The sequence below is a fragment of the Salinisphaera shabanensis E1L3A genome, from assembly GCF_000215955.2.
In the GTDB taxonomy this organism is placed as follows: Bacteria; Pseudomonadota; Gammaproteobacteria; order Nevskiales; family Salinisphaeraceae; genus Salinisphaera; species Salinisphaera shabanensis.
The window spans coordinates 116188-133996 of record NZ_AFNV02000003.1 but is presented as its reverse complement, the minus strand read 5'-3'; the positions used below and the strand labels follow the sequence as shown (position 1 = coordinate 133996).

The following is a 17809-nucleotide window of genomic DNA, read 5'->3' as shown; positions in this document are numbered from 1 at the left end:
CGCCTGCACCGATACACCATGAGCCTACTCGATCGACTCGCCGATGCGCATATCGAAGCGGCCGCCGAGCGCGGCGAATTCGACGATCTGGAAGGTGCCGGAAAGCCGCTACCGCGCGACGATGCCCGCGATGTGCCGCCGGAGCTGCGTGCCGGCTATCGGCTACTCAAGAACGCCGGTTACGTGCCAGCCGAGATCGAGGCCCGACGCGAAATCCGAGATATCGAGGATCTGCTGCGTACCGCCGCTACCGAGGGCGACCAACCCCGGCGATTGCAGCGGCGTCTGCGCTGGCTGGAAACGAAACTGCGTGAAAGCCGGCGCGGCCGCGCGCTGCTGTCCGACCCGCACTACGCCAACGCCATCCGCCAGCGACTCACGCAAGACAACGAATACACGCCATGACCGACTGCCTGTTGCAACCCGCCACCCGCGATATCGACCACCACCGGCTGGGCGAACTGGCGCATCGAATCTGGCATGAGCATTATCCGGGCATCATCAGCCGCGAGCAGATCGAATATATGCTCGCTACCCAGTACGACACCGAAACACTCAGTCATCAGCAAAGCGAGGGCACACGCTTCGTACTGGCCTGGATAGAGCAGACGCCGGTCGGCTTTGCCGGCGTGTCGCCGGATGAAGAGGCCGCCGAGATCGTCTGGCTGGACAAGCTCTACATCCTGGCCGCCTACCGTGGCCAGGGCATCGGCCGACGACTCGTCGACTGGGCCCGCCATACCGGCGCGGAACTCGACGCGGACGCCCTGTGCCTGCGCGTGAACCGGCACAATACCGCTTCGGTAGCCATGTACGAGCACGCCGGTTTCGAAATCGAACGCGAAGACGTGAAAGCGATCGGCCACGGCTTCGTGATGGACGATTACGTCATGCGCATGCCGATAAACCAAGCCTAACGCCGAATACGCCTGATATTGCCCGCATCTGCACCGATCTCCCGCGATTGTCGAACCGCGCCGCCACCATCGAGCCGTTGCGTACGCCTGGCCGGTAACGCTTACCCACCGCCGGTTCCCACTTCGGCCGGCGTTGTACGCTCGACCTGCGCCTGGGCTTCGGCCTGAGCGGCCTCACGAGCGTTGGCGGCGTCGTCCGGGGTCAGCACGAATGCGCCGACCCAACCCGAGGCTTCACCGTTTTCGCGCTCCACCCGCCGCCAGCCCGGGCGTTGCTCCAGCACCTTCACCGAGGTGCCATAAGCGAGCCGATCTCGTACCGATGCGTCGGTCTTGGGTTCGTCACGCAGCTCGGCCGAACCGCTGGCGACCGTATACCACGGCCCTTGCGGCGCATTCGAGCTGTCGCCTTCCGGTTGTTTTTCGCCAGCATCAGCGATGCGCTGTGTCCGGGCTGAGGGCGCTTGGGCGGGACTCTCGCTATTCATCGTCGTCTCGGCACGCATTGCGTCTGTCGATGTTTCAGCGCCGGTATCACTGGCCTCGGGCTCGCTCGCATCGGCCCCATCGGTCGAGACCGCCGGCTGCGTGCGGTCGATAGCGAGCAATCGATCTGCGATCCAGCCAATACTGTCGTATTCAACGAACCACAGCCGCGACCAGCCCGCGCGCTGGTCGAGCAGTACGCCGGTATCCTGGCGGCTGACCTGATCGAGGATCCGAGATTGCATCGACGGGCCGGCACGCAGGTTGACGAGGCTGGCCATCACCCGCGCCTCCGGCAGGCGCATCGCCAGGCCGCTGAGGTTGTTGCGCGCTTCCGGGCTGCTCTCGGCGGCACGGCTGAACCAGCGCACCGCGCGGGCACGATCGCGCGGCATGCCCTGACCTTCGAGATACATCAGCGCGAGATTGTTCTGCGCGGGCGCAAAATCCTGGCGCGCGGCTTTTTCGTACCAGCCGCGTGCAGCGGCAACATCGGCTTGAACGCCATCACCAGATTGGAGCATGCGCGCGAGGTTGTACTGCGCCTGCACGTTGCCCTGCTCCGCGGCCGCCTGAAACCAGCGTCGCGCGGTTTCGCGATCAAGCGTGCGTCCAAGGCCATTGCCATAAAGCAACGCAAGATTGAACTGCGCACGCGCATCACCGGCTTCCGCCAGCGGCGCCCATAGGTCGTGGGCCGTGTCGTAGTCGCCCTTTTGATAAGCCACGATCGCGTCCGAGAAATCGTCGCCGAGCGCGGGGAGGCTCAACGCGATCGCGAGCACTGCGAACGCCTGTAGAAATCTGCGGCGCCATGCGTTGCGCTTGTCTTTCATAAATCCAATGCCATCAACCGCCGCTTTCACCCACACGTACGGCAGCACGTTGTGCCGCTCGCGCGGGCGGCGCGATTTCGCCCGCGATCAGAAACGCTGCCACCCAACCCCGTCCCGGAGCGCCCGAAAACTGCACTTCGCGCCAGCCGCGGCGTTCGCCGATCACACGCACGGGTTCGCCCCGGTGTAGCTGGCCGAGCACCGTCGCGTTGTTCGACGGGCCAGCGCGCAGGTTGGCGTTACGCGCGCCAATGCGTGCAGCACGCCCACTGCTCGAACCATCGGCCGTGGCAGGTGTTTCCTGTAAGAGAAAGGCCGCGACCCAGCCGTTGCCGGCGTCATCGGGCAGCGCGATCCGCCGCCAGCCGCTGCGTCGGTCGATCACCTGCACGCGCTCGTCGCGGCGCAGTTGCGCGATAACCGACGCATTCACCGACGGCATACGCCGTACATTCAGACGCTCGGTGGCCACACGGGCGAACTCGCCGGGCGGCGGCGTGCCGAAATCGACCGTGTTCAAACCAACCAGCCAACCGGAATTACGTAGCAGGCGATCGCCCTCGGCGTCGACCGCAGCGCTACGGGAGCGCACGGTCGTGCGTGTCGGCGCTGGCGCGGGCCGGCGCACGCGACGCGCATCCAGATCGGTCAGAGGCCCGAATTCGAAACGATCCAGGCGGACGGGTTTGGCGTTCGGGTCGGGCGTGTTCGAAAGCAATTGCTGCGCGATCCAGCCAACCGTGTCCGGCGTACCGTCACCGGCTATCTTCCAGATCTCAACCCAACCGGCGCGCTGTGTGAATACGCGCAACTCGTCGCCACGATTCGCCCTTGCGAGTATTTCACCATCCAGGCCAGGTGTACGGCGGATATTAGCACGGGCGGTCGCAACCGAAACGGCTGGCAAGGCCGCGATCAACGCCGCGCGATCGGTACCGCGCGCACGCTCGAGCCAGGCGACGGCACGCGCCGGGTCGCGGCGCAGCCCCTCTCCGGCGAGCGTCATCAAGGCCAGGTTGTAGGCGGCAACCGGCAGCCCCTGGCGCGCGCTTTCGGTGTACCAGAAAGCGGCCTGGGCAGTATCGCGCGGCACGCCGTTACCCGTATCTCTCATTACGGCCAGATTGTACTGTGCACCGGGGTGGCCGCGCTCGGCAGCGACCGTATAGAGATGCTGGGCGCGCAACATGTCGCGCGGTACGCCCCAGCCGTTGGCGTGGAGCAGGCCTTCGCCATATTGCGCGCGCACATCATGGGCCGCGGCGAGCGGCTGCCAGATCTCGTGGGCCCGGGCATAATCGCCGCGCGCAAAGGCTGCGGCCCCTGCCGCATAGCCGGGCTCTTGCGCCTGCGCGCTCGCAACCGTCAGTACGCCGAGCAGCAAAATCGTCCCGAGGACGAGCCCCGCCGTGACTCGCATCAGCGCCCCTCTCGCATCGCATGCATTATGGGGCGCTACGGTAGCGCATGTGGCCGCGCCCGGCATCTGCCGGCACAGCCCGCAAGCGCCTGGCAGCAAGCCCAGCGTTAGCTGGCGCGACGTTTCGCGTATCCGATATGGCCGAGCTGGGCTTCGATTTCGGTGAGAATGGCCGGGTCGTCGATGGTGGCCGGCGTGGTCCAGTCCTTGCCGTCGGCGATCTCTCGCAGCGTGGCCCTTACAATCTTGCCGGACCGGGTCTTGGGCAGGCGCTCGACGATGGCGACATGTCGGAACGCGGCCACCGGGCCGATCTGATCGCGCACATGGGCGACCAGTTCGGCAACGATTTCTTGGCCGCCGCGTGTCGCACTCGATTTGAGCACGACCATGGCCACCGGCAGCTGCCCCTTGTCGGCATCGGCCGCCCCCACCACGGCGGCTTCGGCGACGTCGGCATGGGCCGCGATGACCTCCTCGATCATGCCGGTGGACAGGCGATGGCCGGCGACGTTGATGATGTCGTCGACGCGGCTCATCACCCACAGATTGCCGTCGGCATCTAGATAGCCGGCATCGCCGGAGCGGTAGTAGCCGGGAAACTGTTCCAGATACGAGGACTCGTAGCGTTCGTCGTTCTGCCAGAGCGTGGGAAAGCAGCCCGGCGGCAGTGGCAGCCTCACACAGATATCACCCATTTCGCCGTGGGACACTTCTTCGCCATCCGGCGCGAGCACGTGCGTATCGTAGCCGGGCACGGGCCGGCCGGCCGAGCCGGGCGGCACATCGAGTTGTTCGATACCCAGCGGATTGGCGCTCATGGGCCAGGCGGTTTCGGTCTGCCACCAGTGATCAACCACCGGCACGTTGAGTTTCTCGCCGGCCCAACGGGCGGTGTCCGGGTCGGTATGTTCGCCGGCCAGAAACAGCGCACGCAGGCTGGATACGTCGTACTGCGTGGCCAGTTCGCCGTTCGGGTCGACTTTCTTGATCGCGCGAAAGGCGGTCGGCGCGGTGAAGAACACATCCACCTTGTGTTCGGCAATCACCCGAAAGAAGGCGCCGGCATCGGGCGTGCCCACCGGCTTACCTTCATACATCACCGACGTACAACCCAGCAGCAGCGGCGCGTAGACGATATAGGAATGGCCGACCACCCAGCCCACATCGGAAGCCGTCCAGAACACGTCGTCCTGGCCCAGCCCATAGACCGCGCGCATGGAGTAGTGCATGGCCACGGCATGGCCGCCGTTGTCGCGTACCACGCCCTTGGGCTTACCCGTGGTGCCGGAGGTATAGAGGATATAAAGCGGGTCGGTCGCAGCCACCGGCACGCAGTCCGCGGGCTCGGCGTCGGCCAGGGCATCGGTCCAGTCGAGATCGCGGCCGGGCGTGAGTTCGCAGCGCTGCGTCTCGCGCTGGAAGATCACACAGCGTTCAACCTTGTGTTCGGCCAGTTCCAGACCGCGGTCGAGCAGCGGTTTGTATTCGACGATACGCGTGGGCTCGATGCCGCAGGAGGCCGACAGCACGAGCTTGGGCGTGGCGTCGTCGATCCGTTTGGCCAACTCGGCGCCGGCAAAGCCGCCGAACACCACCGAATGCACCGCGCCGATACGCGCACAGGCGAGCATGGCGATGACCGCTTCGGGGATCATCGGCATATAGATGATCACGCGATCGCCTTTTTCCACGCCCTGGTTGCGAATCACGCCGGCGAACTTCGCGACCGCGTCGCGCAGCTGGACATAGCTGTAGCGCTGCTGCGAATTCGTGACCGGGCTGTCGTGGATCAGCGCAGTCACGTCGCCACGCCCGGCCTCCACATGCCGGTCGAGGCAATTGTCCGCCGTATTGAGTTCGCCGTCCGGGTACCAGCGATAGAACGGCGCGCGGCTGTCGTCCAGAATCTGCTGCGGCGCGCGCGTCCAGCGAATCGCGCCGGCCGCCTCGCCCCAGAACCCTTCCGGATCGCGCAGGGCCTGTTCGAATTCGGCCTGGTAGGACATGCCACACTCCTCGATCGACTATCGTTTTGTTATTCCATCCAATGTGCCAGCGCGCACCGCACGCGCTCCATACGACGAAGGTGGCGCGCACGCCGACGAAACGACTTGGGGCCGCTTTCGCGATCGTCTACATTGGCAGGATGCGCCTACCGCGAATCCTGATCGAATGCATCGCCTGAACGGCCTGCGGCTGGCCGCATGCGCGCTGTTGGTGCTGGCAACCAGCGCTTGCAACGGGCCGTGGAACAATCCCTATCCGGACGCCGATAGCGACAGCGATATCTACTACAGCTCGTTTCGCGAGCCGCCGCGTCATCTCGACCCGGCGCGCTCCTACGCCACCGACGAGGCCAGTTTTACCGGCGCGATCTACGAGCCGCCGTTGCAATATCACTATCTGAAACGGCCCTATACGCTCATCCCGGCCACCGCGACCGAGGTGCCCGAACCACAGTATCTCGACGCCGACGGCAATACACTGCCCGACGACACGCCGGCAGAAGACGTGGCCACGAGTGTGTATACCGTCGATATCCGACCCGGCATTCGCTACCAGCCGCATCCGGCGTTTGCGAAAAACGCAGACGGCAATCCACGCTACGACAATCTGACCCTCTCCGACATGGTGGGCATTACCCGTCCGGCCGATTTCGAACATCAGGGTACGCGCGAACTACGTGCCGGCGACTATGTCCATGAAATCAAGCGTCTCGCCAGCCCCGAGGTGAATTCGCCGATCTTCGGGCTCATGAGTGCGCATATCGTGGGTCTCGGCGAACTGCGCGAACGCCTGGAGGCGGCACGCGGCAAACTGGCGCCCGGCGAGTCGCTCGACCTGACCCAATTCGACTTCGAGGGCGCCCGCGTGATCGACGCGCACCGCTACGAAATCCGCGTTGAAGGCGTCTATCCACAGCTGCGCTATTGGCTGGCGCTGGCCTTCTTCGCGCCGGTGCCACCGGAAGTGACGCGCTTTTACGATCAGCCGGCGCTCAAGTCCCGCAATATCACCCTGGATACGTTTCCGGTGGGCACCGGTGCCTACATGCTCACCGAAAATAATCCGAACCAGCGCATGGTGCTCGCGGCCAATCCGAATTTTCACGGCCAGCACTATCCCAGCGAAGGCGAAGCCGGCGACCGCGCTGCCGGCCTGCTGGCCGATGCTGGCAAGCCGTTGCCGTTCATCAAACGCGCGGTCTATTCCCGCGAACAGGAATCCATCCCTTACTGGAACAAGTTCCTGCAAGGCTATTACGACGTCTCCGGCATCAGCGACGATGCCTTCGGCCAGGCGATCAATATCGACGCCGAGGGCAATCCGAGCCTCACCGACACCATGACCAACCACGGCATGGATCTGGCGACCACGGTGCTGCCCGGCATCTTCTACCTGGGCTTCAACCTCAACGATGACGTGGTCGGCGGGCTGGACGATTCGGGGCGCAAGCTGCGCCAGGCGATCTCGATCGCTATCGATATGGAAAGCTATATCCCGTTGTTTCTCAACGGCCGCGGCATTGTCGCCCAGGGCCCGATTCCGCCCGGGCTGTTCGGATATGAGGACGGCAAGGCCGGGATGAACCCGGTGGTTTACGACTGGGTTGACGGCGAAGCGGTTCGCAAGCCGATCGACGCTGCGCGTAAGCTGCTCGCCGAGGCCGGCTATCCGAACGGTATCGATCCGAACACCGGCCAATCGCTGCTGGTGAATATCGATACGCCGGCCACCGGCCCCGAGTTCAAGACGCAAATGGACTGGATGCGCCAGCAGTTCGACAAGCTCGGTATTCAGCTGGTCGTGCGTGCCACGACCTGGCCGCGTTTTCAAAAGAAAATCGCCGAAGGCAATGTCCAGATCTATTTCGGCAGCGGCTGGATGGCCGACTATCCGGACCCGGAGAATTTCCTGTCGCAGCTCTACGGGCCCAACGGCACCGCCGAGCACGCCGGCTCGAACTATGCCAACTATTCAAACGACGAATACGACCGGCTGTTTCGCCAGATGCGGGTGATGGAGAACAGCCCTGAGCGCCAGGCGATCATCGAGCGCATGCTCACGATCCTGCGCCGCGACGCCCCCTGGCAATGGGGGTATTTCCCGCGACAGTACGCGCTCTACCACCAGTGGCTGCACAACACCAAGCCCAACGGCATGATCCAGAGCTCGTTGAAATACCTGCGCCTGGACGGCGCGCTGCGTGCCGAAAAACGCCGCGAATGGAATGCGCCGGTGCTCTGGCCGGTGGCGGCAGGAATCGGCTTGCTGATCGCACTGCTGCTGCCCGGCTTCTGGATTTATCGCCGTCGTGAGCACGGCGCCGTTCGACGGAGCATGCGCTGATGCTGGCCTACATCATCCGCCGCGTGCTCTATGCGATTCCGGTGCTCATCGGCGTCAACCTGATCACCTTCCTGCTGTTCTTCGTGGTGAACACGCCGGACGATATCGCCCGCATGCAGCTCGGCTTCAAGCGCGTTACGCCCGAGGCGATCCAGACATGGAAAGCCACCCACGGCTACGACTTGCCCTATATCTATAACGAGCAAGTCGACGGTCTCGACAGCCTGACCGAGACGCTGTTCTTTCAGAAATCAGTAAAAGTAATCGCCTTCGACTTCGGGCATTCTGATTCCGGTCGCTCGATTTCCTCAGACATTCTCGAACGCATGGGTCCGAGCCTGGCGCTGGCCGTACCCACGCTCATCGTGGGCATGCTGGTGAACATCACCTTCGGGCTGCTGCTGGTGTTCTTTCGCTCCACGGCGATCGACTGGGGCGGCGTGGTGCTGTGCGTGGTGCTGATGTCGATCTCGCCGCTGTTCTACATCATCGCGGGCCAGTACGTGGCCGGCAAGCTCATGAATCTGGTGCCCATTTCCGGTTTTGACGCGGGCTGGGACATGGGCAAGTTCCTGGTGCTGCCGGTGATCATCGGCGTGGTGGGCGGCATCGGTTCCGGCACGCGCTGGTATCGCACCATCTTCATGGAGGAGTACGGGAAGGACTATGTGCGCACCGCCCGCGCCAAGGGTTTGTCCGACCTGCGCATTCTGTTCGTGCACGTACTCAAGAACGGCATGATCCCCATTCTCACCGGCGTGGTCGTGCTGCTGCCGCTGCTGTTCATGGGCAGCCTGATCATGGAATCCTTCTTCGGCATCCCGGGGCTGGGCAGCTATACGATCGAGGCCATCAACAACCAGGACTTCGCCATTGTGCGGGCGATGGTGTTCCTCGGCTCCGTGCTCTATATCGTCGGACTGCTGCTGACCGATATCAGCTATACGCTGTTTGATCCGCGGATACGGTTATGAGTGCCGGATTGTGGGGAAATTTCGACTCTTGTTGCATGTTGCGCAACGCGCTAAAATCAACCCGTGATTAAATCGTTCCGGCATAAAGGGCTCAAGCGATATTTCGAAACCGGTTCAAAGGCGGGCATACAGCCCGATCATGCAAAGCGGTTACGGATGCAGCTCGCCGCGCTCGATACCGCGCAAACGGTCAACGACATGAATATACCCGGCTTCAAGCTGCATTCGCTCTGTGGAGACAGCGTTGATCGATGGTCGATATGGGTGAGCGGCAATTGGCGCCTCACCTTCGAATTTCGAGAGGGCCACGCGTACGTGCTGAATTACGAGGATTATCACTGATGACCATGCACAATCCCCCGCATCCCGGTGAATTCATCCGCGAGGTATATCTCAAGCCACACGGTATTACCGGGCGCGCACTAGCCGGCAAGCTCGGCGTGGCGCCCTCGACACTCAATCGCGTACTAAAAGGCACGAGCGGCATCAGCTCCGAAATGGCACTGCGACTCTCGAAAACGCTCGGGCGTTCGCCCGAAAGCTGGATGGCCATACAGGATCAGTACGAACTCTGGCAGGCACGACGTACGATCGATCTGGATACGGTCGAGAAAATCGAGTTCGACACGGCTTGATCAGGGATCGACTCACCGAGGATCGCGCCGATGACCTTTCTTTCCAGGCATAGCTGAAAACGTTGTACGTCCTCCTCTACACCGACGCGCTGATCTACCTGCTGCTGATTGCGATCGCGGTGTTCGTGGTGTGCGCTGCGCGCAGCAAGCCGTTGCGGGTGCCGTGGCTGCGGGTGTTTGCCCGGCCGGTTGGGATGGTCACGCTGGTAATACTGCTGGCCTACACGGCCATCGGCGTGCTCGACAGCATCCACTACCGGCCGACGATGACCAACGAGGCCGGCGAAACGCGCGTATCCGGCGAGGTCGTCAGCCTGCTCGATACGATCGCCGCGCCCTTGATCGAGCACACGGAATACACCTATTCGGCGCCGTTCGCGCTGCACTCCTACGTGCAGCAGGTGGTGACCACCGCCGATGGCAGCAAGGCCCAGGTCTACCCGCGCCTGGCCCATGCCGGCACGTCGCTCAACGACAGCGGCCTGACCCGCGGTGAGGATATCGCCCGCCGCGCGGCCCGGGGCGCGGGCTGGGGTCTGGCGGTGTGGCTTGCGCTATGCGTGCCGTTGATCGGGCTGATCGCCGCCCACCAGCGCGTGCCGCCGGCCACCGTCGCCCGCGATATCCTGCGCGATACCACGCCGCTGGCCTGGCGGGCGGCGTTGATCACCGTGGCCGTACTGGCCGTGCTCGTGGGCGTGATTACTTCACTGGCGGGCCAATACCACGTGCTGGGCACCGACAAGGTGGGCCAGGACGTGCTCTATCAGGCAATCAAGAGTATTCGCACGGGCCTGGCCATCGGCATGCTCACCACGCTGGTAATGCTGCCCTTTGCCCTGCTGCTGGGCACGCTCGCCGGCTATTTCCGTGGCTGGGTGGACGACGTCATCCAGTATCTCTACACCACCCTGTCATCGATCCCGGGCGTGCTGCTCATCGCCGCCGCGGTACTGATGATGCAGGTCTATATGGAGAACCATGCCGAGGCCTTCGGCTCGACCACGGCACGGGCCGACCTGCGGCTGCTGTTCCTGTGCCTGATTCTGGGCATCACCAGCTGGACCGGGCTGTGCCGACTACTGCGCGCCGAAGTGCGCAAGCTTTCGGAACTGGATTACGTGAGTGCAGCACGCGGGCTGGGGAGCTCGCCGATGCGTATTCTCGCCCGGCACATGCTGCCCAATGTCATGCATATCGTGCTCATTCAGGTGGTGCTGGATTTCTCCGCACTCGTACTGGCTGAAGCGGTGCTGTCCTATATCGGCGTGGGCGTGGACCCGACCATGAACAGCTGGGGCAACATGATCAATGCCGCGCGCATGGAAATGGCCCGCGACCCGATCGTGTGGTGGCGCCTAGGCGGGGCCTTCGTATTCATGCTGGTGCTGGTACTGGCCGCCAATCTGTTCGCGGACGTCGTACGCGATGCCTTCGACCCGCGCCTGCGCGGCGCCGAAGGCGGGCGGGCTGTCAAACGCCGGGCACCGGCTGAGCCAGCCGGCGGCGCCCGATAGCTACCACCTATTGACTGCGGCCGGCGCTCAGGCGGTTGCCTCGGCAAGCGTCGCGCTGCGGCGATGCTGGCGTACGACATAGGCCACGAGCGCGGCCCACAGCACGAGCCCACCCAGCAGCAGCGAATTCACCACCGCCGCATCGACGCCGAGCGAGGCCAGCACGGTACGGGCGTTGGTCAGAATGATCGCGCCGCCCACGATCGCGGCCAGCACCTGGGCGGGCAGATAGCGCACGAGTGCGGCGGCGATCGGCGCCGCGATGAGCCCGCTGACGGCAAAGATCGCCACCCACGACCAGTTGATGCCATGCAGGCCGAGCACGAGCAGAAACCCCAGCGAGCCGGCGAGCGTCACGGCGAACTCGCTGGCATCGACCGTGCCCACCACGCGCCGCGGTTCCATCCCGGCATGGGCCATGAGCGTGGGCGTGGCGATCGGCCCCCAGCCACCGCCACCCACGCTGTCGAAAAATCCGGCCACGATCGATAGCGGCACCGTTTTCCAGTGCGACAGCAGCTTCTTCTCGCGCGTTCTACGCAGGCCAAGCAGGACCGAAGCGGTGACGTACACGCCCAGCAACAGCAGGAAGGCTGATACGAACGGCTTGATCAGGTCGCCCGAAATCGAGCCCAGAAACAGCGCTCCGACGAAGGCACCGAGGGCGCCCGGTACGACCATACGCTTGAGCAGGGCGACGTCGACATTGCCGAACCGATAATGGGCCGTCCCGGAGGCGGCCGTGGTCGCGATCTCGGCGAAATGAATCGAGGCCGAGGCGACGGCCGGGCTGATGCCGAGCGCGATCAGCATGGTCGACGAGGTCAGCCCATAGCCCATGCCCAGCGAGCCGTCGACCAGTTGCGCAACGAAACCCGCAATACCGAACAATATAAGTTTTTGCACCCGAAACGCCGGACGATGAGATCAAGACGCGACCTCTATCCGGCCCGAATACCCGACAAAAAAGAATATTAATTGAAATACAAATCACTTTTTCATCTATAGGAAGCTGCCTTGACTGCTGGCAGCGCCGGGGGTGGGCTCAGGACCTGTAGGGTGGCGGTTTAAAATCGCGTCGAGCCGCCAACATGTGGGATTTCATCAGCGCCAACGCCCAGGTGCTTACGCTGTGCATAACGGCTGCCACGCTTATCGTCTGGACCGTTTACGGCCAGCTGATGGCCAAGGGCCTGTATCGCAGTCAGTTGCCGCGACTGTTCTTGAAGCAGGCCGGCGGGCGCGGCCTGCAGTCGCGCTGCTATCTGGCCAATATGGGCCTCGAGTCGGCCTATCTGCGCTCCGTATTCATCGATATGCAGACCGCCGACGGCCATGCGCGGGGTACGGTCAACGCCTACCAGCCGGCCAGCGATGAGGAAGCCGGCGGTGGCTATACCCGCACAGGCGTGCTGGGCCCGGTGCAGGGCAATGCCCATATCAGCCTTGGCCGGTTCAGCGATTTGCTCGAATCCAGCGCCTTCGACGCCGGCCTGACCGCCAGCCGCAAAGCGCCCGTGTCCACGATTAACCTGCAGCGCTTCACCGTTACCGCGATCCTGAACTACGGCCCGGACGAAAAACTCATCGGCGCGGTGCGTGACTTTAGCCTCGATTCCGCTGGCGAACGCGTGGGCCCAACGTCAGTAGACACGACGTTATTGAAAGGGTGGCGCCACAGGCGGCGTCTCAAGCGCGACCTTCAACGGGTGATGCGCAGCGACTACTAAGGCCGCCTCGAACACCGCCCAGCGCCCCCTCACAAGAGTACATAGGTACAACTGCTGAGGGTATTGATGCGCATATACCGGCCTGATTCAAAAGGCGCATGGTCTGGGCTCAGCTTCAAATCAGGCCTTTATATATGGTCACTCTGGTTGGCAACGAATCCGAACTCACCGACCTGCTCCAGAATCTGGTGCGGCTCGACTACGACGCGATCGACGCCTACGACGCCGCGATCGAACGCCTCGAAGACACCAAGGCACAGGAGATGCTGCGCGCATTCCGCAAGGACCACGAACGGCATATCGCCGATCTGACGCCGCATATCACGGGCCTGGGCGCCGAGGTGCCCGCCGGTAGCGGCCCCAAGCATCTGCTCACCGAAGGCAAGGTCAAGGTGGCCGCCCTGGCGGGCGATTCCGCCATTCTCACCGCCATGGCCACCAACGAGGTCGAGACCGAATCGGCCTATCGCAGCGCATCCGAACGCGATGACGTAGACGGCGAACTCGCCGAGAAACTGCGGGCCGGCATGGCCGACGAAGCCCGCCACAAGGAATGGATGAAAGAGCGCGCCTGATCGCGCCTGTCGCTCGCGCACCGCGCGATTTCCGTTCCTTTCTTACTATTTAACAAGGACTATTTATGTTCCGTCACTCCTCCAAGCTCCAGTACCCGGTCAAGGTCGATACCCCCGATCCGCAGTTCGCCATGATGCTTCAGCAGGCGATCGGCGGCATCGAGGGCGAGATCCGCGTGGCCATGCAGTATTTCTTTCAGGCGATGGGCGCCCGCGGTGACGACCGTATTCGCGACCTGCTCATGTCCACGGCCACCGAAGAGTTGTCGCATATCGAGATGCTCGGCCACGCGGTCGCACTCAATCTCGAAGGCGCGCCGCTGTCCTATCAGGAAGAATCCGCCAAGGACCCGGTTATCAACGCCATCCTCGGCGGCATGAATCCGCGTCATCTGCTCTCCTCGGGCCTGTCGGCCATGCCGGTCAACGCCAACGGCGTGCCCTTCGACATGAGCCATGTCTATGCCACCGGCAATATCGCTGCGGACATGATGTGCAACGTGGCAGCCGAAGCCGGCGGGCGGGTACTGGCCTCGCGCCTGTACAACTGGACCGACGACCACGGCATGAAAGACTTCCTGGCGTTCCTGATCGCGCGCGATACCTATCATCAGCAGCAGTGGCTGGCAGTAATCGAGGAACTGGGTGGCATGGAAGCCCAGCTGCCGATCCCGAACACCACGCCGGACGATCACGAGGCGAAGGAACATTCCTACTATTACCTGAATACGCTGCTCGACAAGCAGGCGCCGGAAGGCCGTTGGGGCCGCGGCCCGTCGCTGGACGGCAAGAGCGAATACTCGGTTCGCAACGAGCCGGAGCCGCAGGGCCAGGAACCCTCGCTGGGCAAGGCGCGCGAAGGCTCGCGCGTGCAGAAAGGCCAGCTCTAGGGCGTGGCGAAGGCGCCGGGCGGCGCAGTATCCGCCCGGTGGCTTCGCGACCCCGCAGCCGAAGAAACCGCGACCGACAGGGCGTTTTGCCTGTCGGTCGTTTTTTTTGCCCGACGCTCGAGGCGTCGGTGGTTTCGTTTTTCTCCCGCCGGTGATTTACTCAGCGGATGACATCCAATCCCCCGCTGCTCGAAGTCGAGGCGCTGCGTACGCATCTGGATACGCCCGCTGGCGTGCTGCGCGCGGTCGATGCCGTGAGCTTTGCCATCGCCCCGGGCGAAACCCTGGCCCTGCTGGGCGAATCCGGCTGCGGCAAGTCGATGACGGCGCTATCGCTGATGGGGCTGACGCCCAAGACCAACACCCGCCTTCTGGACGGCACGGTACGCCTGGGCGGCGAGGATCTGCTGAGTCTCTCGGAAGCGGCCATGCGCGAACGCCGCGGCGCGCGTATCGGCATGGTGTTTCAGGAGCCGATGAGCGCGCTCAACCCGGTGCTCACCGTCGGCCAGCAGATTGGCGAGGCGCTGGCCACCCATGCCGGCTTGCGCGGCAAGGCACGGCGCGAACGCGGCCTGGCTCTTCTCGAGGAAGTGGGCATGCCGGACCCGGCGGCACGCTGGGATGCCTATCCGCACGAGCTCTCGGGCGGGCTCAAGCAGCGCGTGGTGATCGCCATCGCCCTCGCCGGCGAGCCGGACGTGCTCATCGCCGACGAACCCACGACCGCGCTGGATGTGACCATTCAGGCACAGATTCTCGCGCTGCTGGCCCGCCTGCAGCGCGAGCGCGGCATGGCGTTGCTGCTGATCACCCACGACCTGGCCGTGGTCAACGAAGTGGCCGATCGTGTGGCAGTGATGTATGCCGGGCATATCGTGGAACTCGCCGACCGCGAGACGCTGTTCAAGGCACCGCGCCATCCTTATACGCGCAAGCTGTTCGCCTCGCTGCCCGGCGCCACCCAGCGCGGGTGCCAGCTCGCCGCCATCCCCGGCACCGTGCCGCCGCTCACATCCGATCTTCCGGCCTGTCGGTTTGCCGATCGCTGTGAATATGCCTGGGCGGCCTGCCGTACCAGCGCGCCCGCCTGGCAGACCGATGCCGGCGCGCGGGTTCGCTGCCATCTCTACGATTCAAACTATCGCGGTGAGCCCTTACCGGCCGCGCTTGCAGCAGCCGATACCACGGCCGATGAGGTGAAGAGCGAAGCAGAACCCGAAACGCTCCTCGAAGCCCGTGATGTGGCCGTGCATTTCCCGATCACCAGAGGCGTGTTCAAACGCACGGTCGGCCACGTGCGCGCGGTGGACGGCATAGCGCTGGACGTGAAACGCGGGCGCACGCTGGCACTGGTGGGCGAATCCGGCTGTGGCAAGACCACGCTCGGTCGTGCGCTGGCCCGGTTGATCGAGCCGACCGCGGGCACCCTGCGCTTCGGCAAAGACGACCTGGCCGCGTTGTCCGGCAAGCGCCTGCGACAAGCCCGACGGCATTTGCAGATGGTCTTTCAGGATCCGTTCTCGGCCATGAACCCGCGCATGCTGGTCGGCGAAATCATAGCGGAAGGACTGATCGCGCAGAAGATCTGTCAGAGCGCAGCCGCCCGACGGCGTATCGCCATCGAACTGCTCGACGACGTGGGCCTGCCGGAGTCCGCGCTCGATCGCTACCCGCACGAATTCTCGGGCGGCCAGCGCCAGCGGATCTGCATCGCACGGGCGCTCGCCCTGGAACCCAGTCTGCTGATCTGCGACGAGCCGACCAGCGCGCTCGATGTATCGGTCCAGGCCCAGGTGCTCAACCTGCTCAAGCGTTTGCAGGCCGAGCGAAATCTCGCCTATCTGTTCATCACCCACGATATGGCGGTGGTGTCTTATCTGGCCGACGAGATCGCGGTGATGTATCTCGGCGAGATCGTCGAGCGCGGCCCGGCAACCGAGGTGCTCGATGCACCGAAACATCCTTATACCCAGGCGCTGCTCTCGGCGATGCCGCGTGTCGACAGCGCCAAGCGCGGCGAACGAATTCATCTGGCCGGCGATCTACCCTCACCCGCCAATCCGCCGGCCGGCTGTCGCTTCAACCCACGCTGCCCGCATGTGATGGACCGCTGCAAACAAGACAACCCGCAAGCCCGCAGCTTCGGCGCAGGCCATACGGCGCGCTGCCATCTCTACTGAGCGTGCGACCGCGCGCAAATTTCTGCAGGCTCCGGAAGTCACCCGCGCATCGATTCGATATCGGCCGACCGGGCATTCGAGCCCGGCCGGCTCCCCTCGGCGCGTCTGTTACAACGCGTCGATTGCATGCTGGCGATTCTTCTCCCATATTTTGGCGAAGGCCTCGTCGCTTTTACCCTGGCCCTCCGCCACGGCCTCTTTCCAGACTGCGCGCAGTGCTTTCAAACGGGCCAGACGCTGGTCGTTCCACTGCTGCATCTTGTCGGTCCAGATGCCTTTTTCCTTGAGATACCTGATCGCCCCCGGATGAAACGGCACATCGATCGGCGGCGTGCCAGCACGATCCAGCGCCCAACGTTTCATGGCCGCGGTGGCATCCTTGTACTCGGGAAAAGCCTGATCCAGCGCCTTGAGATAGTTGTAGACGAAATCATCATCCGCGTCGGCGGGCACCACCATCATCGGGTAGCGATAGGCCAGGATGTCGACCGGCTCATCTTCGCTTATACCTCCGCCGATGGTCTCTTCGTACGGCTGGAAGAACGGCGCAACTTTCTGCAGACGCGCCCAGCCGGCCTTGTTCTCGGGCGACAGTTCCAGCCAGCGGATGCCGCGCGGCGATTCCGCGAGCTCGTAGGTCTGGCTCGTGGTCGGCGTGGTACAGGCCGCATCCGCCTTGCCCTGGGCCAGCGAGCTCATCGTCGCGCTATAGGTCGGAAACATGATCGCGTTGACGTCGTCACGAGTCAGCCCCGCAAACGCCAGAAACGCATCACACTTGAGATTGGTCGACGGGTTGCCGGCGGTATAGGCCACGCGCTGGCCCTTGAGCTGTTTCAACGTTTTAATATCCGCATCGCGCGCAGTGAACACGCCGAACGACGACGGGCGGCCAGCGATCACGCGCAGATCCTGCGGGCCCCAGCGCCGTGCGGCGAAATCGGCCACGCCCTCGGACGCAAAAAACGTCTCGGTGGCCAGAAACCCCACCTGGGCCCGGCCGCGCAACAACGGCTCTAGCCGGCCCACGGCCGAACCGGAGGGCTGAATACGAATCCGCGTGCCATATTTTTTGCCTAAGGCGTCGGCGATCGCAGACGCCTCGGCATAGCCGGCCGAGCCGATATCGTAGGACGACCAGGTCATGGTCCCGGGCAGATTGGTCGCGCCGCTGTCGCCGTCATTGGCGACGGCGCCCGACAACGGCACGAGCGCGCATGCGCCGATACCGAGTGTCGCGATGCCCTTACGTAGCAATACGCTGATAGTCATGATGATTTCTCCTCCTGTTTA

At 63.8% G+C, this 17809-nt stretch carries 16 protein-coding genes; 11 read left to right on the top strand and 5 right to left on the bottom strand.

Annotated features, from left to right (window positions below; translation table 11 throughout):
- Positions 1–18: 18 nt before the first annotated feature.
- Entirely contained in the window at positions 19–405 is a 387-nt protein-coding gene (locus tag SSPSH_RS02505; protein WP_006914195.1) for a DnaJ family domain-containing protein, read from the top strand.
- The gene (locus SSPSH_RS02500; protein ID WP_006914196.1) at positions 402–917 is read left to right on the top strand and encodes a GNAT family N-acetyltransferase; all 516 of its coding nucleotides are present in this window, start codon (positions 402–404) and stop codon (positions 915–917) included. The genes SSPSH_RS02505 and SSPSH_RS02500 overlap by 4 nt, the downstream gene beginning before the upstream one ends.
- Positions 918–1018: 101 nt before the next feature.
- On the opposite strand, the gene SSPSH_RS17685 is transcribed toward SSPSH_RS02500, so the two are convergent.
- The 3 genes from SSPSH_RS17685 to SSPSH_RS02485 form a co-directional block, all read right to left on the bottom strand.
- On the bottom strand, positions 1019–2239 hold the full coding sequence (locus tag SSPSH_RS17685) for an SH3 domain-containing protein (RefSeq protein ID WP_006914197.1): 1221 nt from the start codon (positions 2237–2239) through the stop codon (positions 1019–1021).
- Positions 2240–2252: 13 nt separating this feature from the next.
- A complete protein-coding gene (locus SSPSH_RS02490) occupies positions 2253–3659 on the bottom strand; it encodes an SH3 domain-containing protein (protein WP_006914198.1) in 1407 nt (468 codons plus the stop codon).
- A 107-nt stretch (positions 3660–3766) separates the two neighbouring features.
- Positions 3767–5668, bottom strand: coding sequence for an AMP-binding protein (locus tag SSPSH_RS02485; RefSeq protein ID WP_006914199.1), 1902 nt, complete (start codon positions 5666–5668; stop codon positions 3767–3769).
- Between SSPSH_RS02485 and SSPSH_RS02480 the strand changes: the two genes are divergently transcribed.
- The 5 genes from SSPSH_RS02480 to SSPSH_RS02460 all read left to right on the top strand — a co-directional run bounded on the left by SSPSH_RS02480 (position 5667) and on the right by SSPSH_RS02460 (position 11138).
- Positions 5667–8012, top strand: a complete 2346-nt coding sequence (locus SSPSH_RS02480; protein ID WP_006914200.1) for an ABC transporter substrate-binding protein — start codon at positions 5667–5669, stop codon at positions 8010–8012. The genes SSPSH_RS02485 and SSPSH_RS02480 overlap by 2 nt on opposite strands.
- A complete protein-coding gene (locus tag SSPSH_RS02475) occupies positions 8012–8986 on the top strand; it encodes an ABC transporter permease (protein ID WP_006914201.1) in 975 nt (324 codons plus the stop codon). The genes SSPSH_RS02480 and SSPSH_RS02475 overlap by 1 nt, the downstream gene beginning before the upstream one ends.
- 63 nt (positions 8987–9049) lie before the next feature.
- Complete coding sequence (locus SSPSH_RS02470; RefSeq protein WP_040607314.1) at positions 9050–9328, top strand: type II toxin-antitoxin system RelE/ParE family toxin; 279 nt, start codon at positions 9050–9052, stop codon at positions 9326–9328.
- On the top strand, positions 9328–9621 hold the full coding sequence (locus tag SSPSH_RS02465) for a HigA family addiction module antitoxin (RefSeq protein ID WP_006914203.1): 294 nt from the start codon (positions 9328–9330) through the stop codon (positions 9619–9621). Before SSPSH_RS02470 ends, SSPSH_RS02465 begins: the two co-directional genes overlap by 1 nt.
- Positions 9622–9674: 53 nt before the next feature.
- On the top strand, positions 9675–11138 hold the full coding sequence (locus tag SSPSH_RS02460) for an ABC transporter permease (RefSeq protein WP_152522712.1): 1464 nt from the start codon (positions 9675–9677) through the stop codon (positions 11136–11138).
- Between the two features lie 27 nt (positions 11139–11165).
- Here the strand turns inward: SSPSH_RS02460 and SSPSH_RS02455 are convergent, their stop codons facing one another.
- The gene (locus SSPSH_RS02455; RefSeq protein ID WP_021031319.1) at positions 11166–12044 is read right to left on the bottom strand and encodes a sulfite exporter TauE/SafE family protein; all 879 of its coding nucleotides are present in this window, start codon (positions 12042–12044) and stop codon (positions 11166–11168) included.
- A gap of 185 nt (positions 12045–12229) precedes the next feature.
- Here SSPSH_RS02455 and SSPSH_RS02450 point away from each other — a divergent pair, with 185 nt between their 5' ends.
- The 4 genes from SSPSH_RS02450 (at position 12230) to SSPSH_RS02435 (ending at position 16516) form a co-directional block, all read left to right on the top strand.
- Positions 12230–12868, top strand: a complete 639-nt coding sequence (locus tag SSPSH_RS02450; protein ID WP_006914206.1) for a hypothetical protein — start codon at positions 12230–12232, stop codon at positions 12866–12868.
- 134 nt (positions 12869–13002) lie between these two features.
- On the top strand, positions 13003–13443 hold the full coding sequence (locus SSPSH_RS02445; protein WP_006914207.1) for a DUF2383 domain-containing protein: 441 nt from the start codon (positions 13003–13005) through the stop codon (positions 13441–13443).
- Between the two features lie 65 nt (positions 13444–13508).
- Positions 13509–14333, top strand: coding sequence for a manganese catalase family protein (locus tag SSPSH_RS02440; protein WP_006914208.1), 825 nt, complete (start codon positions 13509–13511; stop codon positions 14331–14333).
- Between the two features lie 167 nt (positions 14334–14500).
- Positions 14501–16516, top strand: a complete 2016-nt coding sequence (locus tag SSPSH_RS02435) for an ABC transporter ATP-binding protein (protein ID WP_006914209.1) — start codon at positions 14501–14503, stop codon at positions 16514–16516.
- Positions 16517–16624: 108 nt separating this feature from the next.
- Here SSPSH_RS02435 and SSPSH_RS02430 read toward each other — a convergent pair whose 3' ends face one another.
- Positions 16625–17788, bottom strand: coding sequence for a TAXI family TRAP transporter solute-binding subunit (locus SSPSH_RS02430; protein ID WP_006914210.1), 1164 nt, complete (start codon positions 17786–17788; stop codon positions 16625–16627).
- Positions 17789–17809: the final 21 nt, after the last annotated feature.

What these genes read in the sequence shown, in the direction of transcription:
- SSPSH_RS02435 (WP_006914209.1), top strand. Translation starts at nt 14,501, where the DNA reads ATGACATCCAATCCCCCGCTGCTCGAAGTCGAGGCGCTGCGTACGCAT.
- SSPSH_RS02445 (WP_006914207.1), top strand. Translation starts at nt 13,003, where the DNA reads ATGGTCACTCTGGTTGGCAACGAATCCGAACTCACCGACCTGCTCCAG.
- SSPSH_RS02505 (WP_006914195.1), top strand. Translation starts at nt 19, where the DNA reads ATGAGCCTACTCGATCGACTCGCCGATGCGCATATCGAAGCGGCCGCC.
- SSPSH_RS02490 (WP_006914198.1), bottom strand. Translation starts at nt 3,659, where the DNA reads ATGCGAGTCACGGCGGGGCTCGTCCTCGGGACGATTTTGCTGCTCGGC.
- SSPSH_RS02475 (WP_006914201.1), top strand. Translation starts at nt 8,012, where the DNA reads ATGCTGGCCTACATCATCCGCCGCGTGCTCTATGCGATTCCGGTGCTC.
- SSPSH_RS02450 (WP_006914206.1), top strand. Translation starts at nt 12,230, where the DNA reads ATGTGGGATTTCATCAGCGCCAACGCCCAGGTGCTTACGCTGTGCATA.
- SSPSH_RS02485 (WP_006914199.1), bottom strand. Translation starts at nt 5,668, where the DNA reads ATGTCCTACCAGGCCGAATTCGAACAGGCCCTGCGCGATCCGGAAGGG.
- SSPSH_RS02500 (WP_006914196.1), top strand. Translation starts at nt 402, where the DNA reads ATGACCGACTGCCTGTTGCAACCCGCCACCCGCGATATCGACCACCAC.
- SSPSH_RS02430 (WP_006914210.1), bottom strand. Translation starts at nt 17,788, where the DNA reads ATGACTATCAGCGTATTGCTACGTAAGGGCATCGCGACACTCGGTATC.
- SSPSH_RS02440 (WP_006914208.1), top strand. Translation starts at nt 13,509, where the DNA reads ATGTTCCGTCACTCCTCCAAGCTCCAGTACCCGGTCAAGGTCGATACC.
- SSPSH_RS02465 (WP_006914203.1), top strand. Translation starts at nt 9,328, where the DNA reads ATGACCATGCACAATCCCCCGCATCCCGGTGAATTCATCCGCGAGGTA.
- SSPSH_RS17685 (WP_006914197.1), bottom strand. Translation starts at nt 2,239, where the DNA reads ATGAAAGACAAGCGCAACGCATGGCGCCGCAGATTTCTACAGGCGTTC.
- SSPSH_RS02480 (WP_006914200.1), top strand. Translation starts at nt 5,667, where the DNA reads ATGCCACACTCCTCGATCGACTATCGTTTTGTTATTCCATCCAATGTG.